Origin of the sequence: Geothrix mesophila (genome assembly GCF_022808835.1) — a bacterium.
Classification (GTDB): domain Bacteria; phylum Acidobacteriota; class Holophagae; order Holophagales; family Holophagaceae; genus Geothrix; species Geothrix paludis.
In genome coordinates, this window is record NZ_JAKZLD010000004.1 from 126978 (window position 1) to 149177 (window position 22200).

24 protein-coding genes are annotated in these 22200 nt (G+C 69.2%); 4 read left to right on the forward strand and 20 right to left on the reverse strand.

Going from position 1 to position 22200, the window contains the following annotated elements:
• The first annotated feature begins 96 nt into the window (after positions 1-96).
• Both MLG87_RS16205 and MLG87_RS12870 read left to right on the forward strand, forming a co-directional pair.
• A complete protein-coding gene (locus MLG87_RS16205) occupies positions 97-1248 on the forward strand; it encodes a DUF4382 domain-containing protein (protein ID WP_279341289.1) in 1152 nt (383 codons plus the stop codon).
• Between the two features lie 74 nt (positions 1249-1322).
• Positions 1323-3065, forward strand: coding sequence for an ArnT family glycosyltransferase (locus MLG87_RS12870; RefSeq protein ID WP_243295554.1), 1743 nt, complete (start codon positions 1323-1325; stop codon positions 3063-3065).
• Here MLG87_RS12870 and MLG87_RS16325 read toward each other — a convergent pair.
• The 8 genes from MLG87_RS16325 to rplU form a co-directional block, all read right to left on the reverse strand.
• Positions 3031-4644 carry a serine/threonine-protein kinase gene (locus MLG87_RS16325; RefSeq protein WP_243295555.1) on the reverse strand — a complete coding sequence of 538 codons (1614 nt, stop codon included), beginning with the start codon at positions 4642-4644 and terminating at the stop codon, positions 3031-3033. The genes MLG87_RS12870 and MLG87_RS16325 overlap by 35 nt on opposite strands.
• A 1-nt stretch (position 4645) precedes the next feature.
• Positions 4646-6046, reverse strand: coding sequence for an OmpP1/FadL family transporter (locus MLG87_RS12880; RefSeq protein ID WP_243295556.1), 1401 nt, complete (start codon positions 6044-6046; stop codon positions 4646-4648).
• Positions 6047-6107: 61 nt separating this feature from the next.
• On the reverse strand, positions 6108-7361 hold the full coding sequence (locus tag MLG87_RS12885; protein ID WP_243295557.1) for a Glu/Leu/Phe/Val family dehydrogenase: 1254 nt from the start codon (positions 7359-7361) through the stop codon (positions 6108-6110).
• A 12-nt stretch (positions 7362-7373) separates the two neighbouring features.
• Positions 7374-7748 carry a ribosome silencing factor gene (rsfS, locus tag MLG87_RS12890; protein WP_243288369.1) on the reverse strand — a complete coding sequence of 125 codons (375 nt, stop codon included), beginning with the start codon at positions 7746-7748 and terminating at the stop codon, positions 7374-7376.
• Between the two features lie 18 nt (positions 7749-7766).
• Complete coding sequence (nadD, locus tag MLG87_RS12895; protein ID WP_243295558.1) at positions 7767-8384, reverse strand: nicotinate (nicotinamide) nucleotide adenylyltransferase; 618 nt, start codon at positions 8382-8384, stop codon at positions 7767-7769.
• Complete coding sequence (obgE, locus tag MLG87_RS12900; RefSeq protein ID WP_243295559.1) at positions 8381-9403, reverse strand: GTPase ObgE; 1023 nt, start codon at positions 9401-9403, stop codon at positions 8381-8383. The genes nadD and obgE overlap by 4 nt, the downstream gene beginning before the upstream one ends.
• A gap of 110 nt (positions 9404-9513) precedes the next feature.
• Positions 9514-9774 carry a 50S ribosomal protein L27 gene (gene rpmA, locus MLG87_RS12905; RefSeq protein WP_026852683.1) on the reverse strand — a complete coding sequence of 87 codons (261 nt, stop codon included), beginning with the start codon at positions 9772-9774 and terminating at the stop codon, positions 9514-9516.
• A gap of 75 nt (positions 9775-9849) precedes the next feature.
• Complete coding sequence (rplU, locus tag MLG87_RS12910) at positions 9850-10161, reverse strand: 50S ribosomal protein L21 (RefSeq protein WP_243295560.1); 312 nt, start codon at positions 10159-10161, stop codon at positions 9850-9852.
• Between the two features lie 185 nt (positions 10162-10346).
• On the opposite strand from rplU, the gene MLG87_RS12915 reads away from it, so the two are divergent.
• Complete coding sequence (locus MLG87_RS12915) at positions 10347-11816, forward strand: menaquinone biosynthesis decarboxylase (RefSeq protein ID WP_243295561.1); 1470 nt, start codon at positions 10347-10349, stop codon at positions 11814-11816.
• Positions 11817-11862: 46 nt separating this feature from the next.
• Here the strand turns inward: MLG87_RS12915 and MLG87_RS12920 are convergent, their stop codons facing one another.
• From MLG87_RS12920 to MLG87_RS12970, 11 genes are all read right to left on the reverse strand, one after another.
• Positions 11863-12399 carry an outer membrane protein gene (locus tag MLG87_RS12920; protein WP_243295562.1) on the reverse strand — a complete coding sequence of 179 codons (537 nt, stop codon included), beginning with the start codon at positions 12397-12399 and terminating at the stop codon, positions 11863-11865.
• A 205-nt stretch (positions 12400-12604) separates the two neighbouring features.
• Positions 12605-12964 carry a 50S ribosomal protein L19 gene (gene rplS, locus MLG87_RS12925; RefSeq protein WP_243295563.1) on the reverse strand — a complete coding sequence of 120 codons (360 nt, stop codon included), beginning with the start codon at positions 12962-12964 and terminating at the stop codon, positions 12605-12607.
• Between the two features lie 147 nt (positions 12965-13111).
• Positions 13112-13669 (reverse strand): outer membrane beta-barrel protein, encoded by a 558-nt coding sequence (locus tag MLG87_RS12930; protein WP_243295564.1) that lies wholly within the window; start codon positions 13667-13669, stop codon positions 13112-13114.
• A gap of 190 nt (positions 13670-13859) precedes the next feature.
• Positions 13860-14657: a tRNA (guanosine(37)-N1)-methyltransferase TrmD gene (trmD, locus tag MLG87_RS12935; protein ID WP_243295565.1), complete on the reverse strand. Its 798-nt coding sequence runs from the start codon at positions 14655-14657 to the stop codon at positions 13860-13862.
• Positions 14657-15259: an exopolysaccharide biosynthesis protein gene (locus MLG87_RS12940; protein WP_243295566.1), complete on the reverse strand. Its 603-nt coding sequence runs from the start codon at positions 15257-15259 to the stop codon at positions 14657-14659. Before MLG87_RS12940 ends, trmD begins: the two co-directional genes overlap by 1 nt.
• A gap of 55 nt (positions 15260-15314) precedes the next feature.
• The gene (gene rlmN / locus MLG87_RS12945) at positions 15315-16472 is read right to left on the reverse strand and encodes a dual-specificity RNA methyltransferase RlmN (protein WP_243295567.1); all 1158 of its coding nucleotides are present in this window, start codon (positions 16470-16472) and stop codon (positions 15315-15317) included.
• Positions 16473-16474: 2 nt separating this feature from the next.
• A complete protein-coding gene (locus MLG87_RS12950; protein WP_243288358.1) occupies positions 16475-16738 on the reverse strand; it encodes a hypothetical protein in 264 nt (87 codons plus the stop codon).
• Positions 16739-16782: 44 nt separating this feature from the next.
• Entirely contained in the window at positions 16783-17340 is a 558-nt protein-coding gene (locus MLG87_RS12955; RefSeq protein WP_243295568.1) for a thiamine phosphate synthase, read from the reverse strand.
• Positions 17337-18326, reverse strand: coding sequence for an aldo/keto reductase (locus MLG87_RS12960; protein WP_243295569.1), 990 nt, complete (start codon positions 18324-18326; stop codon positions 17337-17339). The genes MLG87_RS12955 and MLG87_RS12960 overlap by 4 nt, the downstream gene beginning before the upstream one ends.
• Before the next feature lie 130 nt (positions 18327-18456).
• Positions 18457-19389, reverse strand: coding sequence for an outer membrane protein assembly factor BamD (locus MLG87_RS12965; RefSeq protein WP_243295570.1), 933 nt, complete (start codon positions 19387-19389; stop codon positions 18457-18459).
• Positions 19386-20387, reverse strand: a complete 1002-nt coding sequence (locus MLG87_RS12970; RefSeq protein ID WP_243295571.1) for an alpha/beta hydrolase — start codon at positions 20385-20387, stop codon at positions 19386-19388. The genes MLG87_RS12965 and MLG87_RS12970 overlap by 4 nt, the downstream gene beginning before the upstream one ends.
• 85 nt (positions 20388-20472) lie before the next feature.
• Between MLG87_RS12970 and prfB the strand changes: the two genes are divergently transcribed.
• Entirely contained in the window at positions 20473-21579 is a 1107-nt protein-coding gene (gene prfB, locus MLG87_RS12975; protein WP_243295572.1) for a peptide chain release factor 2, read from the forward strand.
• 45 nt (positions 21580-21624) lie between these two features.
• Here the strand turns inward: prfB and MLG87_RS12980 are convergent, their stop codons facing one another.
• Positions 21625-22125 carry a DUF6677 family protein gene (locus MLG87_RS12980; protein ID WP_243295573.1) on the reverse strand — a complete coding sequence of 167 codons (501 nt, stop codon included), beginning with the start codon at positions 22123-22125 and terminating at the stop codon, positions 21625-21627.
• Positions 22126-22200: the final 75 nt, after the last annotated feature.

Sequence of the window (22200 nt, forward strand, 5' to 3'; positions counted from 1 at the left end):
AAACATTCATATTCCTGCCGCTTGGCCACGACGGCTCTTTTCCACCCTTCAACCAAAGAATGGTTTCGGGACTCAATAACCCCCGAGGAGGCAACCATGAGCCGTTGGCGTGGATTAACCATCGTTGTGTTGGCAACCCTGGGATTGGCGTTCCTGATGGCCTGCGGAGGCTCGTCAGGATCCAGCACCGGCACCATGAACGTCCACCTGGTGGATGGCCCCATCACGGGCTACCAGGAGGTGAACGTCCACATCCAGTCCGTGGAGATCAGCGGCAATGGCGGCTGGATCACCCTCGGAACCCCGGACAAGACCTACAACCTGCTGAGCCTCACCGGCGGCGTGAGCGAGATGCTGGCCGCCGGGACCACGCTGCCCGCGGGCCACTACCAGCAGATGCGACTGATCCTCGGGTCGGGCAACACCGTGAAGCTGGCGGATGGCAGCGTCCAGCCCCTCACGGTGCCTTCGGGCCTTCAGTCGGGCGTCAAGCTGATCGTGAGCTTCGACGTGGCGGCCGGCACCACGAAGGACGTGTGGATCGACTTCGACGCGGCCCATTCCATCCAGGTGGTGCAGGCCGGGATGTCCAACCAGTACCTCCTCCGTCCCACGGTCTGGGCCTACGACAAGATCGTGACGGGCTCCATCTCCGGGAAGCTGACGGATGCCGCGACGTCGACGGGTCTGGCCGGCGCCGTGGTCTATGCGGAAACCCTGGACACCACGGGGAACGCCCGGATCGCGCGCACCACCACCACGGACGCCACCGGCGCGTACACCCTGGACCTCCTGCCCGTGGGCGCCACCTACTACGTGGTGAGCCAGCCCGTGCTGGGAACCACCACGCCGAAGGCCTATGACGCCAAGGCCAGCGATGGCTATGCCCTCAGCGCGGCCACGCCGGTCTTCACCTACAACGCGGCCTTCACCGCGGACGCGGCCACCGGTGGCGTGTCCGGCGGCCTGACGCCCGTGGCCACCAGCAGCCAGAGCGACGCGGTGAACCTCCTCCAGACCCTGGTCACGGGCTCGGGCAGCTTCGCCTTCATCGTGGACAGCGGCATGGCGACCGTGGGCACCTCCACGGAAACCTACGGCTTCGCCACGGTGCCCGCTGGGGCCTACAGCGTGCAGGCCGTCCGCACCACCCTCAACGCCGACGGCACTACCACCGTGACCACCTCCACCGTCCAGCCGGCCACCGTGACGGCGGGCCTGACGTTGACGGTGAACCTGGGGCTTTGAGGCCGGCCCGTCCGAAGGCGGCGGTCCGGGACCGGGCCGCCGCCTGATGGAGGGTGAGGTAACCTGATGGGCCCATGCGCCCCGTCACCCCCTTCAAGGCCCACACCTCCGAGACGCTGAAGGTCAGCGGGCGGCGCATCCTGGGGTGGCAGACCCTGCTCTGGACCGCCCTGGCGGCCCTGGTCCTCTATGGCCTGGGCCTGGGGAACCATGAGTTGTGGGACTACTTCGAGCCCTACGTGGCCGGCATCGTGCGGGAGATGGCCACCACCGGCGACTGGATCGTCCCCACCTTGAACGGCCATCCCTACCTGGAGAAGCCGCCCCTTTTCTATGCCTTGGGCGCCCTGGTCTGCCGGGCCACGGGCAGCTTCGAGCCCTGGGCCCTCCGGCTGCCTTCGGCCCTCCTGGCCCTGGCCACCGTGGTGTGGACCAGCTTTCTGGGATGGCGCCTGAGCTCGGCCCGGGCCGGGGGCTGGGCCGGGTTCATGGTGGGCACCAGCGTACTCTTCTTCCAGGTCGGGCACATGGCCGTGGTGGACATGACCCTGACCGCCGCGGTCAGCTTCAGCCTTGGCCTGGCCTTCCTCGCCCTGGTGGAGCCCTACTATCGTGCGCGCTGGATCCCATGGTTCTGGACCAGCCTGGGCCTGGCCTTCCTGGCGAAGGGGCTGGTGGGTCCGGTGCTGATCCTGCTGCCCCTGGGAATCACGATCCTCATCCAGCAGGACCGGGAGCTTGCGAAGGCCTTCCTCCGGCCCAGCTGGGGCATGGCGGTGGCGGTCCTGCTGGCCCTGGGATGGGTGGTCCCCCTCGCCCTCCGGGGCGGGAAGGAATTCCTTGTGGAGGTCTTCCTGAGGAACACCCTCGGCCGCTTCATGGCGGACCCGAGCCTGGTGCCTCGCACTGGGCGCCTCGGCGAGCACGTGGAACCCTTCACCTTCTATCTCCAGCGCAGTCCCGGCAACCTGCTGCCCTGGCTCGCCATCTGGGCCGCGGCGATGGCCTCGGCCTTCCCGCGCCGACGGCGGCACCACCTGTCCCCGCGGAGCTACTTCCTGCCTCTGGCCTTCGCTCTGAACCTGCTGCTGCTTTCCCTGTCGGCCGAGAAGCGCATGGAGTACATCCTCCCGGTCTTCCCCATCACGTTCCTGCACGCGGCCCTGTGGCTGGACATGAGGGTGCCCCGGGCGCGTCGCCGCATCGACCGGACGCTGATGGCCGTCCTGGGGCTCAGCTTCTTCCTGGTCGGCATCCTGGCGGTGGGCTTCCCCTGGATCGCCATGGTCCGGGCCCACTTGCCCTGGCCCCTGGCGCTGGGCCTGTCCGCCGGGTCCCTGGCCCTCAGCATCGTGTCTCTGGGCCGGTTGTGGCGGCGCGACTTCCGGGGGGCCCTGGACTGGGGCATGACCCAGTGGGCGGTCTTCCTGGCCCTCTTCCTGGCGATCGCGGTGCCCCAATGGGATCGGGAGATCTGGCGCCCCCTCGCCGCCCCCTATGCGGACGCCCTCCGCCTGGAGCGCCGCGGCGCGCGGGTAGTGGAGAGCCAGCTGACGGAAACCCAGCTGGGGTTCGCCAGCCTCCGCCTGCGACACGATCTGCCGGTGCTCGACACGCCTGCCGGCCTGCAGGCCGCTCTGGCCGCGCCGGTTCCGGTGGTGGCCCTGGTGGAACCCGCCTGGTGGGCGTCCGTGACCGACCAGATCCCATCGGGCAGCGCCCTGCCGACGGAAGCCTCGACCCTCAGGCCCTCCTACCGGCGGCGGGCGCCGGTGGTGGTGCTCAATCCGGCGGCACACCTTCTGGCCGGGCCATGAGCGGGGCCCGCCCCATCAGGAGGTTCACCACCTCCCCATCGTCGGGCCGCTGGTCCGGCTCCTTGTCCAGGAGGCGGGCGACCAATCGGGCCAGGACCGGGGGGACCTCGGGCCGGAGGGAGCGGAGGTCGGGGGGCTGGGCCGTGCGGTGCCGGTCCAGGATCTCGAAGGGCGTCTCCCCTCGGAAAGGCGGAGCGCCCGCCAGCATGTGGAAGAGGATCACGCCGAGGCTGTAGCGGTCCGCGGCGGGACCCACATGGGTCTTGAGCTGGGCCTCTGGCGCCGCGTAGAGGGGCGTTCCGAGGAAGGCGTAGGTCGTGGTGACGGTGGCGGCATCCATCACCCGGGCGATGCCCAGGTCCATGACCCGGGCTCCGGCGCCGGCGAGCAGGATGTTGCCGGGCTTGAGGTCGCGGTGGACCACGCCACGGCCGTGGGCGTATGCCATGGCCCGGGCCACGTCCAGGGCGATGGCGCGGGCCACCTCGACGGGCAGGGCCCCCTCTTCTTTCAACCGCTGGTCCAAGGTGGGGCCGGGGACGTATTCCATGGCCAGGTACGGGGTCCCTTCCAAAGGACCTGGATCGAGGATCCGGACCAGGTTCGGATGGTCCAGCTGGGCTCCCAGCCGGGCCTCCTGCCGGAAGCGGAGCTGGAATTCGGGATCATCCAGGCGATGGGGATGGGGCAGCTTGAGGGCCACCTCCTGGCCGGTCTCCTGGTGCCAGGCGAGGTACGTGCTCGAGAAACCACCACGCCCGAGGAGGGGACCCACCCGGTAGGGGCCGACGGCCGACGGTGGGGCATATTCGAGGCCTCGGCGATCGGCGGGCTGCCGCTGCGAGAAAAGGCCCCTTCTTCTGCGGTGGCGGCCGAAGAGGGTCGCACCCAGAGCGACCGAGCCCAGACCGGCCGCCCAGGGCAGCCAGCGGGGAAGCGGAGGAGGCCCCGAGGGCGCGGGAAGGGAGGCGGTGACCTGGGTTTGGGGCGGTGGCTGGGAAGGTGGTTCTGCCGCCGGGAAGCGGCGGTCTGGAGCCGGGGAGATGGAGGCGGCCGCCGGGGAAGGTGATCCGGCGGGGCCCAGGGTCTGGGTCTGCGCCTGGGATTGGGAGGAAGGCTGTTCGGCCACCGCGGCCGTGAGCGGCGGCGCGGCCTGGAGGCGCGCGGGATCGACCGGCGGGGTCGGGGTGGGGACCTGCTCCGGCCTGGTCGAGACGGTTCCCGGGTTCCGCGCGGCTCGCAGGCCGGCGATCCGGGTGGCCAGGGCTTCCCGCGCTGCGGAAGGCTCGCCCTGGGCCGCGGCGAGGGCGGCTTCGGCGCCGTCCAGATCGCCCAGTTCCACCAGGCACCGGGCCAGGCGGGTGCGGGGGTAGTAGTCCCGGATCAGGTTGTTGCCGTAGGTGAAGGCCCGGGCCGTAGGCGCCGGGCGGAGCTCCAGCGCCCGGCGGTAGGCGGCTGCGGCCTCCTGCCAGTGGGCCGCGTGCTCCGCGTCGAGTCCGTCCTGCCAGGCCGCGTAGAAGGTGGGTTGGGTCTGGGCCGACAGGGTGAGGGCGGCCGGAAGGAGCCAGGCGCCGCGCACCTCAGTCCCCCACGAACAGGTAGTGCAGGGCGCGCTCCAGGGGCCTCCGGTCGAACTTGCAGATGAACGAAAGGTCCAGCCGGTGTTCCCGGATGCGCTCGGTGCCTATGGAGGTCGGGGGAGTGTGGCTGAGGATCTGGTCGATCTCGAGGAACTGGGAGGCGCGGCGGTGGGACCAGCCGTAGCGGTAGGCCAGGTCGATGCCCGTGTTCCCGCGCTTGAAGCCGCTGCCCACCGACACCCGGTACATCACGCGCTGCTCCCCCGTCACGCCGTCCACCACCGGCTGGGGCTCGCGGCTCAAGCCCGCCCGCAGGGGAATGACCGCGTCGGCCTCGGTGAGGATGAGGTACTCGACGCCCAGGTGGGCCGTGGTGGCGTCGGGGGTTCGGCCGCCCTTGTCGAAGTCGAAAAAGCTCTGGCCGTTGAGATACCGCGAATCGGACATGTAGCGGGTGGTGGACCAGAGGGTGTGCGTGAGGTCGGACGTGAGGAGCCACTGGGAGGCGGGACGATAGGCCAACCCGATTCCCGTGCTGGAGGGCCAGTGCAAGCCGGTGGTGATCGGGCCGTACTGGCGGTTGCCCAGGGCCAAGTTGGTGGCCAGGTGGGTCGCGAAGGCGTAGTCGGCGTGGAAGCCCGTGCGGCGGACGATGCCCAGGCTCCAGGTGGGCCAGCGCCAGATCAGGCCCAGGTTGAAGTTCTCCCCGTCGAGGGCGTTGACCTGCCGGTAGGCCACCTGGGTAGTGCCCAGGGAGGAGGTCCAGGTGCTCGACGAGTCGAGGTCCCAGCGCCCCCGCCACCGGTTGTAGGCCACGCCCAGGAGAATGCGCTGGGAGACCTCGTAGGCCACCGCCAGCGAGTACAGGTCGATCTGGCCGGATTGGTTGATGCTCTGGTCGAGGTGCCCTCCCGTCGCTGGATCCCCGGTGACGGGAACCTCGGTCATGGCGCGGTCGCTGTCTTCGTTCTGGGCGAAGGCCCGCTGGATGGAGAGCTGGAGCACCAGGTTCCGCCCGCCGAGGCGGAGAGGCGCAGTGGCGGACGCGAAGAGGGGATCCCACCGGATGCTGGTGGTCACCGCGTCGCTGGCGGCCAGCACACGGCCCTGGCTGGTCGTCTCGAAATCCTGGTAGCCCACGTTGTGCTGTGCCCCCCGGGCGACGAAGCTCACCTCCGGCTGGAGGAGCTGGGCCAGGCCCGCGGGGTTGAAGGAAACCGCCGTGGCGTCGTCGGCCACGGCGATGAAGGCGCCGCCGAGCCCCATGGCCCGGGCCCCCGCCCCCTGCACGGCGAAGTTGGTGCGGGACTGCTCCGAGATGAGGGTGCCGATGGGCGACTGGGCCTGGAGCATCCCGGCGAAGGCCAGGGTCGCGAAGGACCTGGGAAACGGCTTCAACATGAGCGGGAGGCTCCTGCGGAGAGGAGGAACCTCCATCCTAGCGCGGGCCCTGGAATCGGCCTCAGGCGTAGAAACCGCGGTACTTCATGGCCTGGGCCACGCGATCCAGGGCCAGGATGTAGGCGCCGATGCGGGGGTTGGTCTTGTACTTGTCGGTGGTGGCGAAGGTGGCCTGGAACGCGTGGGTCATGTAGTCCACCAGGCGCTCGTTGATCTCGCGCTCCCGCCAGTAGAAGCCCTGGCGGTTCTGCACCCACTCGAAGTAGCTGACGGTGACGCCGCCCACGTTGGCCAGGATGTCCGGCACCACGAGGACGCCGTGCTCCAGCAGGATGGGATCGGCCTCGGGGGTGGTGGGGCCGTTGGCGCCCTCCACGATGACCTTGGCGCGGACCTGCGCGGCGTTCGCCTCGGTGATCTGGTTCTCCGAGGCGGCGGGCACCAGGATGTCCACGGGATGGGCCAGGACGGCGTTGGGGTCCATGGGCTCGGCGCCCCGGAAGCCCACGACGGTGCGGGCCTCGGCCACATGCTTGAGCAGGGCGTGGATGTCCAGGCCGCGGTCGTTCCGCACGGCGCCCTGGATGTCGCTGATGGCGACGATGCGCGCTCCGGCCTCGTGCAGCAGGCGGGCGGCCTGGCTGCCCACGTTGCCGAAGCCCTGCACGGCCACCGTGGCGCCGGCCAGGGGCTTGCCCAGCCGCTGCATGGCCTCGCGGGCGGTGATGAGGATGCCGCGGCCCGTGGCTTCGTTGCGGCCCAGGCTGCCGCCCAGACCCAGGGGCTTGCCCGTGACGATGGCGTTCTCGGTGCGGCGCACGTGCATGGAGTAGGTGTCCAGCACCCAGGCCATGGTCTGCGCGTCCGTGCCCATGTCGGGCGCGGGCACGTCGCGGTCGGGGCCGAGGATGTCCATGATCTCGGCGATGTAGCGGCGGGTGAGGCGCTCCTTCTCGCCCAGGCTCAGGCGCGAGGGGTCGCACACGATGCCGCCCTTGCCGCCGCCGAAGGGCACGTCCACCACGGCGCACTTCCAGGTCATCCAGGCGGCGAGGGCCTTCACCTCGTCGAGGGTGACGTTCAGGTCGTAGCGGATGCCGCCCTTGGCGGGGCCGCGGGCGATGTTGTGCTGCACGCGGTAGCCCGTGAAGACCTCCCAATGCCCGCTGTCCATGAGCACGGGGAGGCTCACGATCATCGACCGGCTGGGGGCCATGAAGACCTTGAACAGCGCGTCATCCAGGCCGTAGAGCTGGGAAGCGACGCGAAGACGGGCCTGCATGGCCTCGAAGGCGTTGGTCTGGTTGGTCAGCATGGAGGGCATCTCCTACGGACGGGCTTCTTGGGCGGGATGGGTCTCGGCCGGCAGTTCCAGATCGCGGCCGGCGCTCCAGAACCCCTCGATGTTGTAGTGGCGGCGGGTCTCCTCGTCCATGACGTGGACGACCAGGTTCCCGTAGTCCAGCAGCACCCAGTTGCCGTTGGCCTCGCCTTCGCGGGAGATGGGGCGCTCTCCGGTGAGCTTGAGGGCATCCTCCACCGCCTCGGCGATGGCGCGGTTCTGGCGGTCGCTGCCCCCGCTCATGAAGGCGAAGGTGTCGGTGAAGCTGGCGATGTCCCTCACGTCCAGGAGGCGGATGCGGAAGGCTTTCTTGGACCGGGCGGCTTCGACGACGGTCGCGAGCCGGGAATCAAGGGTCATGCGGGCTCCGAAACAGGGCTAACGATACAGGTTTTCCGCGCGGATGGCAGCGAGAACTTGGGGCGGGATGCCGCCCGGATCCTGGGCAGGATCCGCCGCCAGACGGTGCCGGAGCTCCGTGGAGGCGAGGTCCGTATCCGTGGAGGGAAGCCGGATCAGCTCGCCGGTTCCGCCGGACCAGGCCGAGGCCGGTCGCAGCCCGGGAAAGGCCGGAACGTCCGCCGGGGCGCCGGGGCGCAGGGCCACGGCCAGGGAAGCCAACTGGAGGATCCGCTCCGGGCGCCGCCAGGTGGCGAAGCCCGCCAGCTGGTCGCTGCCCATGACGAGGATCCAGGCCGTGCCGGGCTCCCGGGCGGCCAGCGTCTCCAGGGTGTCCACGGTGTAGCTGGCGCCACCCCGCTCGAGTTCCGCGGTCTCGACGGCGCAGCGCGGATCGAAGGCGCGGAGCGCCTCGTCCAGCAGGTGCAGACGGGTTTCGGGCGCGGGGCCGCCGGGATCGGGCTTGTGGGGGCTGACGGCCGTGGGCACGAAGCGGAGCTCATCCAGATCCAGGTGGTCCAGGGCCAGCCGCGCCAGCTTCAGATGACCTTCATGGGGGGGATTGAACGCCCCGCCGAGCAGGCCCACGCGCTTCACTGGGCCGCGTCCTTGTCCTTGAGGGCCGCATCGACCGCGAAGGCCAGCTCGCGCAGTCCCTCGCCCGTGACGCCCGAGATGAAGATGGGCTTCTGGCCGCGGTCGGCGCAGAGGGCCTCGAAGGTGGTGCGCCGCTCCTCATCCTGCAGGGCGTCGAGCTTGGTGCCCACCAGCCAGCGGGGCTTGGCGGCCAGCACGGGGCTGAAGGCCTCCACCTCGCCTTCGATGACGCGCACGGCTTCCACGGGCTCCGTGACGGGATCGGAGAGATCCACCAGGTGCAGCAGCATGCGGGTGCGCTCCACGTGGCGGAGGAACTGGATGCCGAGGCCCGCGCCGTCCGCCGCGCCCTCGATGAGGCCCGGGATGTCGGCGATGACCCAGCTGTCGAGCAGGTCGCCGCCGAAGCGGTCCAGGCTCACCACGCCGAGCTGGGGCTCCAGGGTGGTGAAGGGGTAGTCGGCGATCTTGGGCCGGGCCGCGCTCAGGCGGCTCACCAGGGTGCTCTTGCCGGCGTTGGGGAAGCCCACCAGGCCCACGTCCGCGATGAGCTTCAGCTCCAGGTCGAGGGTGCGCTCCTCGCCTTCTTCGCCGGGCTGGTGGTGGCGGGGCGTGCGGTTGGTGGAGCTCTTGAAGTTGGTGTTGCCCAGGCCGCCGCGGCCGCCGCGGGCCACGCAGACATCCTGGCCGTGCGCCAGCAGCTCGGCCAGCACCTCGCCGGTGTCGCCGTCCTTCACCACGGTGCCCAGGGGCACTTCCAGGGTGACGTCCAAACCGTCCTTGCCGTGACGCAGGGAGCCCTCGCCCTGGCGGCCGCGCTCGGCGGCGAAGTCGCGTTTGTGGCGGTAGGGATTCAGGGTGTTCAGGGCTCGGTTGGCCCGGAGGAAGATCGAGCCGCCCTTGCCGCCATCGCCGCCGTCCGGCCCGCCCTCGGGAGCGAACTTCTCGCGGCGGAAGCTCATGGCGCCCGACCCGCCGTGGCCGGCGGCGACGCGGAGCTGGACGTAGTCAAGGAACATGGTGGGGGATCACTTCAGGAGAAGGGGGGAATGATCACAGGCCGGGCTTTGCCCGGCCTGTGATCGGGGGCCCGGGGGTGTGCGCGCAGCGCGGGACCCCCGGACAGCATTCAACCTTCGATCGGGTCAATGTGGATGAAGCGGCCGGACTGGCCCTTGTCCTGGAAGCGCACCTTGCCGTCGATCTTGGCAAAGAGGGTGTGGTCCTTGCCCATGCCGACGTTGATGCCGGCCTTGAACTTGGTGCCGCGCTGGCGGACCAGGATGGAGCCGCCGGTGACGACCTCGCCACCGAACTCCTTCACGCCCAGGCGCTGGGAATGGGAATCACGACCGTTGCGGCTGGAACCGACGCCTTTTTTGTGAGCCATGGAAGTACCTCTTCAATTTTGAAATCGGAAGAAATGGATGTCGTTCTCACCAGCTATTTCGCGAAGCGAAATGGCTCAGGCCTTAATGGCTTTGATCCGCACTTCCGTGTAGCCCTGGCGATGGCCCTGGGTGCGCTGATAGGTGGTGGTGCGCTTCTTCTTGAAGATGATCACCTTCTTGGCGCGGTCGTGGGTGATGACCTCGGCCTCGACCTTGGCGCCCTTCACGGTGGGCTGACCCACCTTCAGGTCGCCGTCCTTGTCGATGAGGAGCACGTCCTCGAAGGTCACGGCCTGCTTGGGATCCTTCTCCAGCAGCTCCACGCGGAGGATATCGCCCTCGGCGACGCGGTACTGCTTCCCGCCGGTCTTGATGATTGCGAACATGGAAACCTCATTCGGTTGGGGCGCGGGGGCGGCGGTCCATCGGACGCACTTGGGAGCCCACGGCCAGGGCAAGGCCCATCAGTATGCGGGAAAATCCCTGGCTCCTCAAGGGAAATTCCTGAATGACAGGGGATAGGGTTCCGGCGGCGAGGCCTGGATGGGATGATCGGGGTCCGGAGATTCCCATGGGCCGTGATTTCCAGACCTTCCTCAAGCAGCTCGAGGCCGCGGGCGAGCTGAGCCGCATCGCCGCCGAAGTCGACCCCTATCTGGAGATGGGCGCCATTGCCGACCGGATCTCCAAGCAGCCCGGGGGCGGCAGGGCCCTGGTCTTCGACCGGCCCAAGGGCAAGGCCATGCCCGTGGCCATGAACGCCTTCGGCGGCCTCAAGCGCATGGAGATGGCCCTGGGCGTGGACCGGGAGGCCCGCGGCCTGGATGCCATCGCCGACCGCATCGAGAAGCTGGTGCAGGAGGCCATGCCCAAGCCCGGCACGGGCTTTTTCGAGAAGCTGGCCAAGCTGCCCGTGCTGGCGGAGGTCGGCAACTGGATGCCCAAGACCGTGCGCAAAGGCATCTGCCAGGAGGTGGTCCTCAAGGGCGACCAGGTGAAGCTCTCCGACCTGCCGGTGCTCACCACCTGGCCCGAGGACGGCGGACCCTTCATCACGCTCGGCATGAGCCACACCCGCAACAAGCAGACGGGCCACCGCAATGTGGGCCTCTACCGCCTGCAGGTCTTCGACGACCGGACCCTGGGCTTCCACACCCAGCTCCACCATGACGGCGCCCGGAACCGCCACGGCTACGGCAAGGACGAGCGCATGCCCGTGGCCGTGAGCTTCGGCGGGGACCCGGCGCTCACCTACGCCGCCACCGCGCCCCTGCCGCCCTTCCTCAGCGAGGTGATGTTCGCGGGCTTCCTGCGGGGTGAGGGCATCGAGATGGTGCCCTGCGTGACGAACGACCTGGAGGTCCCGGCGGATTCGGAGCTGGTTATCGAGGGCTACGTGACCCCCGGCGAGCTGCGCCGCGAGGGTCCCTTCGGCGACCACACGGGCTACTACTCCCTGGCCGACGACTATCCGGTGCTGCATGTGGAAGCGATCACCATGCGGAAGAACCCGGTGTTCCCCGCCACCATCGTGGGTCGCCCGCCCCAGGAGGACGCCTACCTGGGCCTCGCCACCGAGCGGATCTTCCTGCCGCTCCTCCGCATGGTGCTGCCCGAGATCCGCGATATGCACCTGCCGGCCGCCGGGGCCTTCCACAACCTGGCGATCCTCTCCATGAAGAAGGAATACCCCGGCCACGCCCAGAAGGTCATGAACGCCATCTGGGGCACGGGCCAGATCATGTTCACCAAGGGCATCGTGGTGGTGGACGAGGACATCGATCCCCACGACCTGACCGAGGTGCTCTTCCGCCTCACCAGCAACGTGGACCCGAGGCGCGACATGCTCTTCACCGAAGGGCCACTGGACGTGCTGGACCACAGCGCCGACCGCTTCGCCTTCGGCTCCAAGGTGGGCATCGACGCCACCCGCAAGAACAAGCCCTGGGACGCCTTCCCCCGCGAGTGGCCGCGCGACCTGGTGTTCCCCGACGAGATCCTCGACCGCATCGGCCAGCGGTGGAAGGAATACGGCCTCTGACGAACTCGGGCCCCTGACGGGGCCCGAGCCGTGAAGGAACCCTATCCTAGAATCGGATCGTGACCCCCGCCTGCAGGGCGTCGGCCTGGAACTGACTGGTGATGCGCGAGTGGATGAAGCGGGCCTCGGTGCCCACGGTGGCGTTCCACTGGTAGCCGGCGCCGATGGCCAGGCCCAGCTTGGTCGTGTGGGTGGAGACGTCGCCCAGGACGGGATCCTTCACTTCGAAGGACCAGCGCATGGCGGCCAGGCCCGCGGTCAGGTAGAGGCCCTCGGGCTTGCCGGCGATGAAGTAGAGGTAGTCGCCGCCCAGGCTGAGGTTGTTGGCGTCCTGCTTGAGGCTGCCGAAGCTGGACTCGGGATAGACCGCGTAGTCGAGGCGGGGGCGCAGCATGTGGCCATCGCCCAGGTCGAAGGTGCCATGCACGCCGATGCCCGGGCCCGGCTTGCTGTCCACGTAGTCCTTCAGGTCGCCCAGGGGGATGTTCACGAGACCCTGCACGCCGTAGCGGGGGGCTTCAGCCTGGAGGGACAGGGCGGCGGCGGCCAGGATGGCCAGGGTCAGCGGGGACAGGATCTTCATGGTTCCTCCGGAAGGCGCGGGCCCGGGGCGGGCCGACCGGCGCCGGGGCCATGTTCCCACAAAAAAAGGGAAGGCCGCCTTCATTCGGGAGGGAAAAGATGAGGCTAGAAATAAAGATCTAGCTTGAGTTGAGGTGAATCCGACTCCGTTTATTTCCAACGAAAAGGCGCCCTCGCGGGCGCCTTTTCGTTGGAAGCGGTTGGACCTACTCGCCGTTCTCGGTGCGGCGCTCCTTGAGGCGGCCGGCCTTGCCGAGCTTCTCGCGCAGGAAGTAGAGCTTGGCGCGACGGACCTTGCCGTGCCGCACGACTTCCAGCTTGTCGATGGTGGGGCTGTTCAGGGGGAAGATGCGCTCCACGCCCACGCCGCTCGCGATCTTACGGACGGTGAAGGAGGTGCGCATGCCGCCGCCCTTGATGCCGATGACGATGCCCTGGAAGAGCTGGATGCGCTCCTTCTCGCCTTCCTTCACCTTCACGTGCACCTTGACGGTGTCACCGGGCTGGATGCGGGGCAGATCGGAACGAAGCAGGCTCGCTTCGAGCTGGTCGATGATGTGGCTCATGTGGGCTCCTGGGCCAGCGGTCCCGGGCCGGAATCGGCGGACATGGCTCGATGTCCCCGGAGTCGGGGAGTCCATCAGTGTATCGGAAAAGGCCGGAAAGGAAAGGGGGCATTCCCGGAGGAAGCCCCCTTGCCCCTGAACCTCAGCCTAGAAGCGGAAGGTGGCGCCCACCTGGATCATGTCGAGGTCGCCTTCCCAGGCGCTGCTCTTCAGGTAGCGGACGTCAGCTCCGACCGTCTTGTTGAACTGGTAGCCCACGCCGGCGGCCAGGCCCAGCTTGGTGGTGGTCTCACTGCTCGAGCCCGAGCCGAACCCGGGGATGGAGACATTGGCCTCCATCTTCCACTGCATGGCGGCAGCGCCGGCGGTGAAGTAGAAGCCCTGGGGCTTGCCGTCCACGAAGTACATGTAGTCGGCGCCGAGGGAGATGTTGGACATCTTGAGACTGGCGGACGCCCCGCCACCGCTCACGGAGTACTCCGGGAACCAGGTGTAGTCCAGGCGGGGGCGGATCATGTGGCCGCCCCGGAGGTCGAAGGTGGCCTGGGCGCCGACGGTGAAGCCCACCTTGCTGTCCACCGCGTCCTTGAGGTCGCTCTGGGGGATGTTGAGGCCCGCCTGGAGCCCGAAGCGGGGGCCTTCCTGGGCGCTGAGGGCGGGGGCCACCAGCGCGGCGGCGGCCAGGATGAGTGCGCGGATCGTCATGGATTCTCCAGTGGGGCCCAAGCGGGGCCCATCTACAAGAGCAGCCATGATGCCAACTTGTCCATAGAGGATGGCGATATTGAATATCCTGAAGTTGCTTGGTCAAAATTCCTTAGGACTGGCAGCTGGCGGGAATCTCCAGGCCGCTGCGACCTGTCGCAAAATGGGCACACGGGCGTTGCAGCTTGCCTCAGGGGCCAAGCTGCTTCCACCCCTTCCAGCCCTTGGGCTTGGCCCGGTCCCAGTCCTCGGGATGCTCCACCTGCCAGGCGCACCACTGGGCGGGGCGATCCAGGGTGGGCAGGCGGTCCCGCAGGTAGGCGGTCCAGAGGTCCGGCCGCAGGCGCTTCGTGCGGGCCATGGCCTCCCGCAGGCGCCAGAGCCGGATGGCGCCGTGGTCGCCACCCTGGAGCACCACCGGCACCTCCAGACCGTCGAAAGCGGCCGGTCGCGTATAGTGGGGGTGGTCCAGCAGGCCCGTGGCGAAGCTGTCCTCCTCGGCACTGGCCTCGTTGCCTAGCACGCCCGGAAGCCAGCGGCACACGGCATCGATGAGGAAGAGGGCTGGCAGCTCGCCGCCGCTGAGCACGGCCTCGCCCACGCTGAGCTCCTCGTCCACGTAGCGCTCCACCGCCCGCTGGTCCAGCCCCTCGTAGCGCGTGCAGACGAGGATCAGTTGATCCAGGCGGGCCAGCTCCAGCACCTTGGCGTGGGTGAGGGGCGGCGCCGCGGGACTGAAGTGGATGACGCGGTTCGACGCTGCCCGGGGCACGGAGGCCAGGGTATCCCGCAGCACCTCGGGGCGCAGCACCATGCCCGGCCCGCCGCCGAAGGGGGCGTCGTCCACGTGGCCGAAGGGGTTGCCCGCGAAGGGTCGGTAGCTGTGGGTGAGGAGGGTGTGCCCCAACTCCCGGAAGGCGCGCCCCGTGACGCCAAGGCGGGCGGCCTCGAAGAATTCCGGGAAGAGGGTGAGGGCGTCGATGCGCATCACTTCATCATCGCGTGGAAGGCCTTCATGAAGGTGCGGGCGATGAGGTCGAAGCTGAAGGCGAAGTACAGGGTGTTGGCGAAGGCGGCGGCGGCGCCGATCCAGGCCCAGAGGGGACGTTCCTCCAGGAGGGAGGCGCCCAGGAGGCATAGGATCGCGGCGGGCAGCTGGTTGCCGAAGGGAAGGGGGACGGGGATGGCCAGCAGGAAACCCGTCCAGGCGATGCAGGCGCCCACCCACCGGTGGTTGATGGGCCGCCGCTGGGCGCTGGGCCAGCGGCGGCGGTCGAGCTGGGTCTCGAGCTTCGCCAGGGCGTTCTTGATGCGGCCCTTGTGGATGGGCTGGGCCTGCACCCGCCCGGGCACCCAGGGATGGGGCGTGCCCCAGGCCAACTGGGTCCCCAGGGCGATGAGCCCGATGCCGCCCACCGGAGCCAGCCCGAGGTTCAGGCCCGGCACCAGGCTCGGGAGGGACAGCAGCAGGGTGAGCAGGCCGTAGGTCTGCTCGCCCGCGGCATCCAGCAGTTCCCCGAGCGTGACCTCGCCTTCCGCGTCCAGCAGGGCGTGGAGGGTCTCGAAGAAGGGCTTCGGGGTGGGCAGCACCCCATCAGGATGACGGGAAAAGGGTCCTCAGTCCCCGGTCTTCAATCCTCAGTCTTCAGGCTTCGGCCTTCGGTTTCCGGGCCTGGCCTTCCCGCACCAGTTGGCCGCAGGCGCCGGCCACGTCCTGGCCCCGGCTGCGGCGGACGCTCACAGGCAGGCCGGCATCCGAGAGCAGGCGGCAGAGGGCGCTGACGCGGGATTCCTCCGGTGGCTCGAAGCCGCTGCCCTCGTGGGGGTTGAAGGGGATCAGGTTCACCTTGGCGGGGAAGCGGCGGGCGAAGGCGGCGAGGCGCCGCCCGTCCTCCAGGCTGTCGGTGACGCCCTTCAGCAGCACGTACTCGAGGGTGATGCGCTCGCCGGATTGCAGGGGGAAGGCCGCCAGGGCCGCCGCCAGCGCCTCCAGGTTCCAGACCCGGTTCACGGGCATGATGGCCGAGCGGTGGGCGTCCGTGGTGGCATTGAGGCTCAGGGCCAGGCGCGGCCGCTTCGGGAAGGCGCCCAGTCGCTCGATGCCGCTCACCAGGCCCGAGGTGGACACGGTGATGCGCCGGGGCGGGATGGCCAGGCCCTTGGGATCCGTGAGAATGGCGAAGGCGGCCATGAGGTGGTCGAGGTTGTGCAGGGGCTCGCCCATGCCCATGAACACCAGGTTCACGGGCCGGCCTTCGGGGTGGCCGTGGTGGTTCAGCATGGCCACCACCTGCCCCACGATCTCCGCGGCCGTGAGGTTGCGGATGATGCCCATCTGCCCCGTGGCGCAGAAGGTGCAGCCCATGGCGCAGCCCACCTGGCTCGACAGGCAGAGCGTCACCCGATCGAGCTGCTCGTCGGAACCATCCTCCGGGGGTGCAGGTCGCAGGCCGGACCCCCGGACAACATAAGGCATATATACGCCTTCGACCTGCTTTCCGTCCGCGAGTTCGAAGGCGTGCTTGGTGGACCCGTCCTCCGAGGCTTGGCTCTGGACGATGGCGGGCCAGGACAGGTCCACCTCGGCCTCCAGGTGCGTCCGCAGCACCATGGACAGGCTGGAGAACTGCTCCCAGCGGGTCCAGCGCTGCCGGTAGAGGCCCTCGAAGATCTGGCCGCCCCGCCAGGCCGGCTCGCCCAGGGCGGAGACCAGCGCCTTCAGGCCGGCGGTGTCCAGGCCCGCGGCATTGGGACGCGCGGCGCGGCCGGCTTCAGGGGCCGGCAGGTCCCACAGCTGGGGCATCGTCAGTCCATCCGGATCTTGAAGGACTTCATCAGGCGCTTGTCGTCCTCGGAGAAGGGCTGCTCGGGGCCCTCCTGGGGCAGCCCTTCGCTGGGGCCCTCCCCGCGGAGCCGGATGGGCGCGGCCTCCAGGATGAGCATGAGCCCGTAGCCCTGGGCCTGGATCTGGAAGGTGAGGTCGCGGCAGTGATCGTCTTCGGCCAAGGCCTTCACCAGCGAATCGCCCAGTTCGCTGACCAGGTGATGCAGGTTCTCGGGCAGATCCATGGAGCCTCCGCTTCCAGAATACCAGCCGGCTCCAGATCCGCCGGCTAGGAGCGCTCGCGGAAGGCTGCGACCGCACGACGCGGATCTCCTTCCCAGAAAGGCCGGATGGCCGCCGCTCCCACCAGGCGCGGATGCCTGAGCAGAGCGGCCTTCGCAGGGTCCACTCCGCCCAGGGCCAGGAGGCGCGGACCCTCCGCGGGCAGGCCGTCGAGGAAGCGGCGCAGTCGTTCCGGCCCCCAGGGCGCGCCCTTGCCGGGGCTGGCGAAGATCGGCGAGATGAGCAACTGGTCCGCGCGGCTGCGGGTGGCCCACTGGCCTTCGTCGTGCAGGGGGCGGGACAGCGGCACCAGGCCCGGTTCCACCTCGGGATGGGCTTCCGGGGCGTGCAGGCCACAGCCCGCGGCGAAGGCCACGTCCAGGCGGCCGGCCACCCAGAGCGTCACCTCGGGGGCGGTGTCCTGGCACCAGGTGGCGGCCTGCAGGAGTGCGCGCGCCTCCAACTGCTTCTCGCGGATCAGGAAGCCGTCCACGCCCGAGCGCAGCACGGCGGCCCAGCGGTCACGATCGAAGCCGAGGCCCGGCGTGATGGCGAGGAGGATCATCCGAAGAGGCCCTCCAGCACGGCCGGGTCCACCTTCGGCAGGGCCAGCACCGCGGCGTTCTCGGCGGCGTGGTCCGCGCGGCTCATGCCGCAGAGGGCTACCGTGACGCCGGGGCAGGAGCGGGTGAACTGGAGGGCCGCCTGGGCTGGGGTCGCCCCTCCCAGCGCTTCCACCAGGTCCGCGGGAAGCTGGGAAAGGATGCGGGCCTGCATGATCGACGCGGAGGTCTGGACGGAGAGGCCGGCGGCGCGGGCGGCCTGCAGCGGCGTCAGGCGTTCGCCCCGGAATGGCTGGGTGGGGGCGAGGAAGGCCTCGGGCAGGGCGAGGTTGAGGGGCAGCTGGATCCATCGGAAGTGGTGATCCCGTCCTCCGGCACCTTCCGCGGCGGCCAGCAGGCGCTCCAGGCTGAGGTGATCGGGCCGCCCTGGCGGCACCCGGAACCCGTTCCAGGTGGCCACGCCGTACGCGCGGATCGCCCCGGAGGCCACGAAGGCCTCGCAGGCTTCGAAGGCCTTTCGGATGGCGGCGTAGAAGGCCTCCGGCCCCAGATGCGGGAGCTGCTGCTCGGGGTTGTGCAGGTGAAAGAGGTCCACGGTCGCCACGCCCAGGGCGGCCCGGCTCACCTCGAGCTGGTGGGCCAGGTAGCGGGGAGTCATGGCGTGGCAGCCGTCCACCACATCTTCGGCGGACAGGATGCCCGGGCCCTCCAGCGTGCGCCGGAACCAGGCCCCGGGGCTTTCGTCCGTGAGTCCGTCTCCCATGGGCAGGTAGCCGGCCTTGGTGGAGACGAAGAACGCCTCCCGGGGGAGCCCGGCGAAGGCCGAACCCAGGGCCCGCTCCGAGCGCCCGGCGCGGTAGTTCGCCGCCGTGTCGAACACATTCCCCCCGGCCGCGAAGAAGGTGTGGGCCGCGGCGGCATAGCCTTCATCGACGGCGGAGGTGGCCTCCCCGAGGTAGGTGCCGAGGCCGAGGCTGCTCAGGTCCATGGCGTGTCCCGAGGTTGATTTGAAGCGAGGACCGGCTCAGCCGGACCGAGCGCGGGGGCCCGGGGTGTCCGCGCAGCGGGCCCCGAGATCCCTGCCACGCATGCGTGGCGGGGGGAACCCCCGGACAACATCAACTATCCAGGTCTTCCTTCACGCCGTCGGTGCCCATGGTCACCAGACGGTCCGCCGCGCGGCGGGCCCACTCGGAGCCCGGATAGCTCTCCACCAGCTTCTGGTAGTAGCTCCTGGCCTCGTCGCGGAAACCCTTGATGCGTTCGGTGGTGAAGGTGATGAAGTCCTTCTGGTACTGCAGGCCCTGTTCCCGGGTGAGCTCCTTCAGATCCTCCTTCTGGATCTTCTTGGCGTAGTCCTTCTCGAACTGGTTCAGCTCTTCGGGAAGCAGCAGCCGCTGGCGCAGGGCCTCGCCGAGGTAGAAATAGGCCCGCTCGCGATCCACGTAGTCGGGATAGGTCTCCAGCAGGGCCTTCAGGCGCCGCTCGGCTCCCGGGTAGTAGTAGACGTTCACATAGAAGATGCCCACGATCAGCTCGTGCTCGGCGATGCGCCGCCAGCACTGGACGACCTTGGACCTGGCCTCGGGGGCGTAGGGGCTGCCCGGAGATTCCGTCAGCAGCTGCTGGAACCCGTCGAGCGCCTTGCGGGTCTCAGTCTGGTCGCGCTCAGCGCTTTCGATGGACGAGAAGTGGCACAGGGCCCGGTGGTACAGGGCATAGTCCCGGAGCTCGTGGCGGGGGAAGTAGTTCAGGAAGCTCGTGTACTCCACTTCCGCTTCGGGAAAGCTGGGGTTCGACTGGAAGAAGAAACTGTCGCCCAGCATGAGCTTGGCCTTGGGGAACTCGGGAGAGCCCGGAAGGTACTGCTCCAGCTGGCGGAGGGTCGTCCGGGCCTCGTTGAATTTGCCCTGCTTCATCTGCTTGTCCGCCTCGGCCATCAGGACGGTGGAGCTGAGGGTCGTCTGGCTGGCGGTCTTCGGCTTGCGGCAGCCCAATCCCAGCCCCGCGAGGAGGAGGCTGACGGACAGGGCGGTGAGGATGCGCTTCATGCGGACTCCGGGGACAGCATTTCAGACATGGCGGGACGGAGCGAAGGGTTCCGGGGGCGCTGGGAGGGATTCCATGCCTGGTACAGGTGGTCCAGCCAGGGCTCGGCCAGGGCCTGGGCCTCCGCGCGCCGGCGATCGTGGAAGACCTCATGGTAGAAACCGGGCAGGCGGTGCCGCTCCAGCAGGCCCGGCTTCACGGCGGACCACAGCGCCTCGGAGGCGTCCGGATCCACCACCGTGTCTTCGCCGGATTCCAGCAGGAGCATGGGGCGATCCAGCTCCTGGCCCAGGGGCAGCAGCTCGGCCCGGCCCTCGTCCAGGGCGGCCCCGAAGGCGGCGGTGGCCCAGCGGTGGCAGAGGGGATCCGTCTGGTAGCGCTGAACGAGGACGGGATCCGAGCAGACCCGGCTCTTGTCGCCATGGAGCTGGATGGGCCGGTGGGGCATGAGCCAGTTGAGGAGGCGGGAGAGCACGACCAGGGCCTTCGAATTGGACCGCACAGCCACGCTGGGGCTCGACAGGATCAGGCCGTCCAGGGTATCCGCGTGCCAGAGCAGGGTGAGCAGGGCGACCAGTCCCCCGAAGCTGTGGCCCAGCACCACCTGGGGGCAGACGGGCAAGGGCGGCATGGGCACGCCGTCCACCACCCGGGGCGCGGCGCCCGTGCGCCCGGCGTCGTGGCGACGCTCCTGGCGGAGGAAGAGGGCGAAGTCGTCCACGAAGGCTCGGATGCCATGCGCGTCACCCCGGATGCCCCCAGAGCGCCCGAAGCCGCTGTGGTCCATGGCGGACACGGACCAGCCCAGCCCGTGCAGCCAGCGGGCCGTGTGGCGGTAGCGCTCGCCGTGCTCGCCGTAGCCGTGGGAGATGACCACCCGCCCCTTGGGCTCCGGGTGCTCCCAGCGCGCGTAGGCGAGGGTCACGCCCCCATGGCCCGACAGGACCCCACGGGCGGTGGGCTCCAGATCGGCGGGCAGCACGGGGGTGGGATCATGCATCTGATCAGAATACCGTGGGGACGGCCGATCCCCGATTGGCATAAACTTGAAGGTTCCCCGGAAGCTCGGGCTGGAGACGCGGACGATGGATTTCGAGACCCTGGTGCGGGCCAAGAACGAACTGGAGCCCCGGGTCCGGCAGCTGGTCGCCCACCTGGATCCCGAGCGCAAGGCCCTGGAACTGGAACAGATCGAGGAGCGGACCACCGCCCCGGGGTTCTGGGACGATCCCGAGGCCGCCAAGCCCCTGCTCCAGAAGCGGGGCTCCATCAGCGACGACATCGCCCTGGCCAAGCGCCTGTCCGGCGGGCTGGAGGACCTGGAGACGGGCTTGGAGCTGGCCCGCGAGGACGCCGAGATGCTGGTCGAGGCCGAGGCCGTGGAGACGGGGCTCCGCAAGGCGGTGGAGGATGCCGAGCTGAGGATGATGCTCAGCGGCGACCTGGACAACAACCACGCCATCGTCGCCATCGCGCCCGGCGCCGGCGGCACCGAGAGCCAGGACTGGGCCGCCATGCTGCTGCGCATGTATCTGCGCTTCTGCGAAGCCAAGGGCTGGGCCACGGAGATGATCGACTACCAGGACGGGGAGGAAGCCGGCATCAAGGGCGCCACCTTCATCGTCGATGCCCCCTTCTCCTACGGCTACCTGCGGGCCGAGGCGGGCGTCCACCGGCTCGTGCGCATCAGCCCCTTCGATGCCGCCAAGCGGCGCCACACCAGCTTCGCGGCCGTGTACGTGAGCCCCGAGCTGGACGACACCATCAATGTCGACATCCCCGAGAAGGACCTCAAGATCGACGTCTTCCGCGCCAGCGGCGCCGGCGGCCAGCACGTGAACCGCACCGAATCCGCCGTGCGCTTCACCCACCTGCCCACGGGCATCGTGGTGAGCTGCCAGAACGAGCGCAGCCAGATCAAGAACCGCGCGACGGCCATGAAGGTGCTCCAGGCCCGGCTCTACGAGCTGGAGCAGCGCAAGTTCCAGGAGAAGGTGGCCGCCGCCAGCGGCGACAAGGCCGACGTGGCCTGGGGCAGCCAGATCCGCAGCTACGTCCTCCAGCCCTACCAGATGGTGAAGGACCACCGCACCGGCGAGGAGACCAGCCAGACCCAGAAGGTGCTGGACGGCGACATCGACGCCTTCATCCGCGCCCAGCTCCTGGCGAAGTCCCTCAAGGCCGAGGGCTGACAGCCGTTAGCTGACGGCCGATAGCTGACAGCTGATAGCCGGCGACTACTCGCCCTTGGCGATCTTCTCCTGTTCGTCCTTGGGAAGCCGGAAGACCCAGCGGCCGGTGATGCGGTCCCAGAGGTCGAAGCAGCAGAGCCAGTTGAGAAGGCCGGCGACCATCACGTAGGTGGCCCCGTACTCCTGCGTGAGTGTGCGCACGGGCTCGGTGCCCGCGCCACCGAAGGCCCAGGCGAAGAAGCCGTACGCCGGTCCGATGCCCGCGGTGGCGAAGGCGCCCAGGGTGGGCAGCCAGGCTCCGGTCTGGGGAACGAAGACGCCGCCCTTCACGCCGGCCACCGCGCCATGCTGCATCTGCAGGGCACCCAGGAGGCAGAAGAGGGCCCAGACGCCGAAGAACGCCTTGGCCCGGCCCTTCTCGCCGATCATCCAGTAGCCCGCTCCCGGCACCAGCCACTGGAACAGCAGCGGCTTCCACGCGGCCTGGACGGCCTTCTGGCGGCGGAGGGGCATGGGGAGCCGTGGAACGGACTTGTCGTCGGTCATGCCCCTAGGTTACCCCAGAACGGGCGGGCCTCCGCCGGCCTCGCCTTTCCTCGTCCTTCCGCCCTACGATGGTCC

Bases quoted from the DNA above. Each gene is read 5' to 3' on its own strand.
- rplU (WP_243295560.1), bottom strand. From the start codon at position 10,161: ATGTTCGCAATCATCAAGACCGGCGGGAAGCAGTACCGCGTCGCCGAG.
- MLG87_RS12965 (WP_243295570.1), bottom strand. From the start codon at position 19,389: ATGAAGCGCATCCTCACCGCCCTGTCCGTCAGCCTCCTCCTCGCGGGG.
- MLG87_RS12960 (WP_243295569.1), bottom strand. From the start codon at position 18,326: ATGGACCTGAGCAGCCTCGGCCTCGGCACCTACCTCGGGGAGGCCACC.
- MLG87_RS12880 (WP_243295556.1), bottom strand. From the start codon at position 6,046: ATGTTGAAGCCGTTTCCCAGGTCCTTCGCGACCCTGGCCTTCGCCGGG.
- rlmN (WP_243295567.1), bottom strand. From the start codon at position 16,472: ATGCCCCAGCTGTGGGACCTGCCGGCCCCTGAAGCCGGCCGCGCCGCG.
- MLG87_RS12870 (WP_243295554.1), top strand. From the start codon at position 1,323: ATGCGCCCCGTCACCCCCTTCAAGGCCCACACCTCCGAGACGCTGAAG.
- prfB (WP_243295572.1), top strand. From the start codon at position 20,473: ATGGATTTCGAGACCCTGGTGCGGGCCAAGAACGAACTGGAGCCCCGG.
- trmD (WP_243295565.1), bottom strand. From the start codon at position 14,657: ATGCGCATCGACGCCCTCACCCTCTTCCCGGAATTCTTCGAGGCCGCC.
- MLG87_RS12955 (WP_243295568.1), bottom strand. From the start codon at position 17,340: ATGATCCTCCTCGCCATCACGCCGGGCCTCGGCTTCGATCGTGACCGC.
- MLG87_RS12915 (WP_243295561.1), top strand. From the start codon at position 10,347: ATGGGCCGTGATTTCCAGACCTTCCTCAAGCAGCTCGAGGCCGCGGGC.
- obgE (WP_243295559.1), bottom strand. From the start codon at position 9,403: ATGTTCCTTGACTACGTCCAGCTCCGCGTCGCCGCCGGCCACGGCGGG.
- MLG87_RS12980 (WP_243295573.1), bottom strand. From the start codon at position 22,125: ATGACCGACGACAAGTCCGTTCCACGGCTCCCCATGCCCCTCCGCCGC.
- MLG87_RS12885 (WP_243295557.1), bottom strand. From the start codon at position 7,361: ATGCTGACCAACCAGACCAACGCCTTCGAGGCCATGCAGGCCCGTCTT.
- MLG87_RS12920 (WP_243295562.1), bottom strand. From the start codon at position 12,399: ATGAAGATCCTGTCCCCGCTGACCCTGGCCATCCTGGCCGCCGCCGCC.
- MLG87_RS12970 (WP_243295571.1), bottom strand. From the start codon at position 20,387: ATGCATGATCCCACCCCCGTGCTGCCCGCCGATCTGGAGCCCACCGCC.
- rpmA (WP_026852683.1), bottom strand. From the start codon at position 9,774: ATGGCTCACAAAAAAGGCGTCGGTTCCAGCCGCAACGGTCGTGATTCC.
- MLG87_RS12930 (WP_243295564.1), bottom strand. From the start codon at position 13,669: ATGACGATCCGCGCACTCATCCTGGCCGCCGCCGCGCTGGTGGCCCCC.
- MLG87_RS12950 (WP_243288358.1), bottom strand. From the start codon at position 16,738: ATGGATCTGCCCGAGAACCTGCATCACCTGGTCAGCGAACTGGGCGAT.
- rplS (WP_243295563.1), bottom strand. From the start codon at position 12,964: ATGAGCCACATCATCGACCAGCTCGAAGCGAGCCTGCTTCGTTCCGAT.
- rsfS (WP_243288369.1), bottom strand. From the start codon at position 7,748: ATGACCCTTGATTCCCGGCTCGCGACCGTCGTCGAAGCCGCCCGGTCC.
- MLG87_RS16205 (WP_279341289.1), top strand. From the start codon at position 97: ATGAGCCGTTGGCGTGGATTAACCATCGTTGTGTTGGCAACCCTGGGA.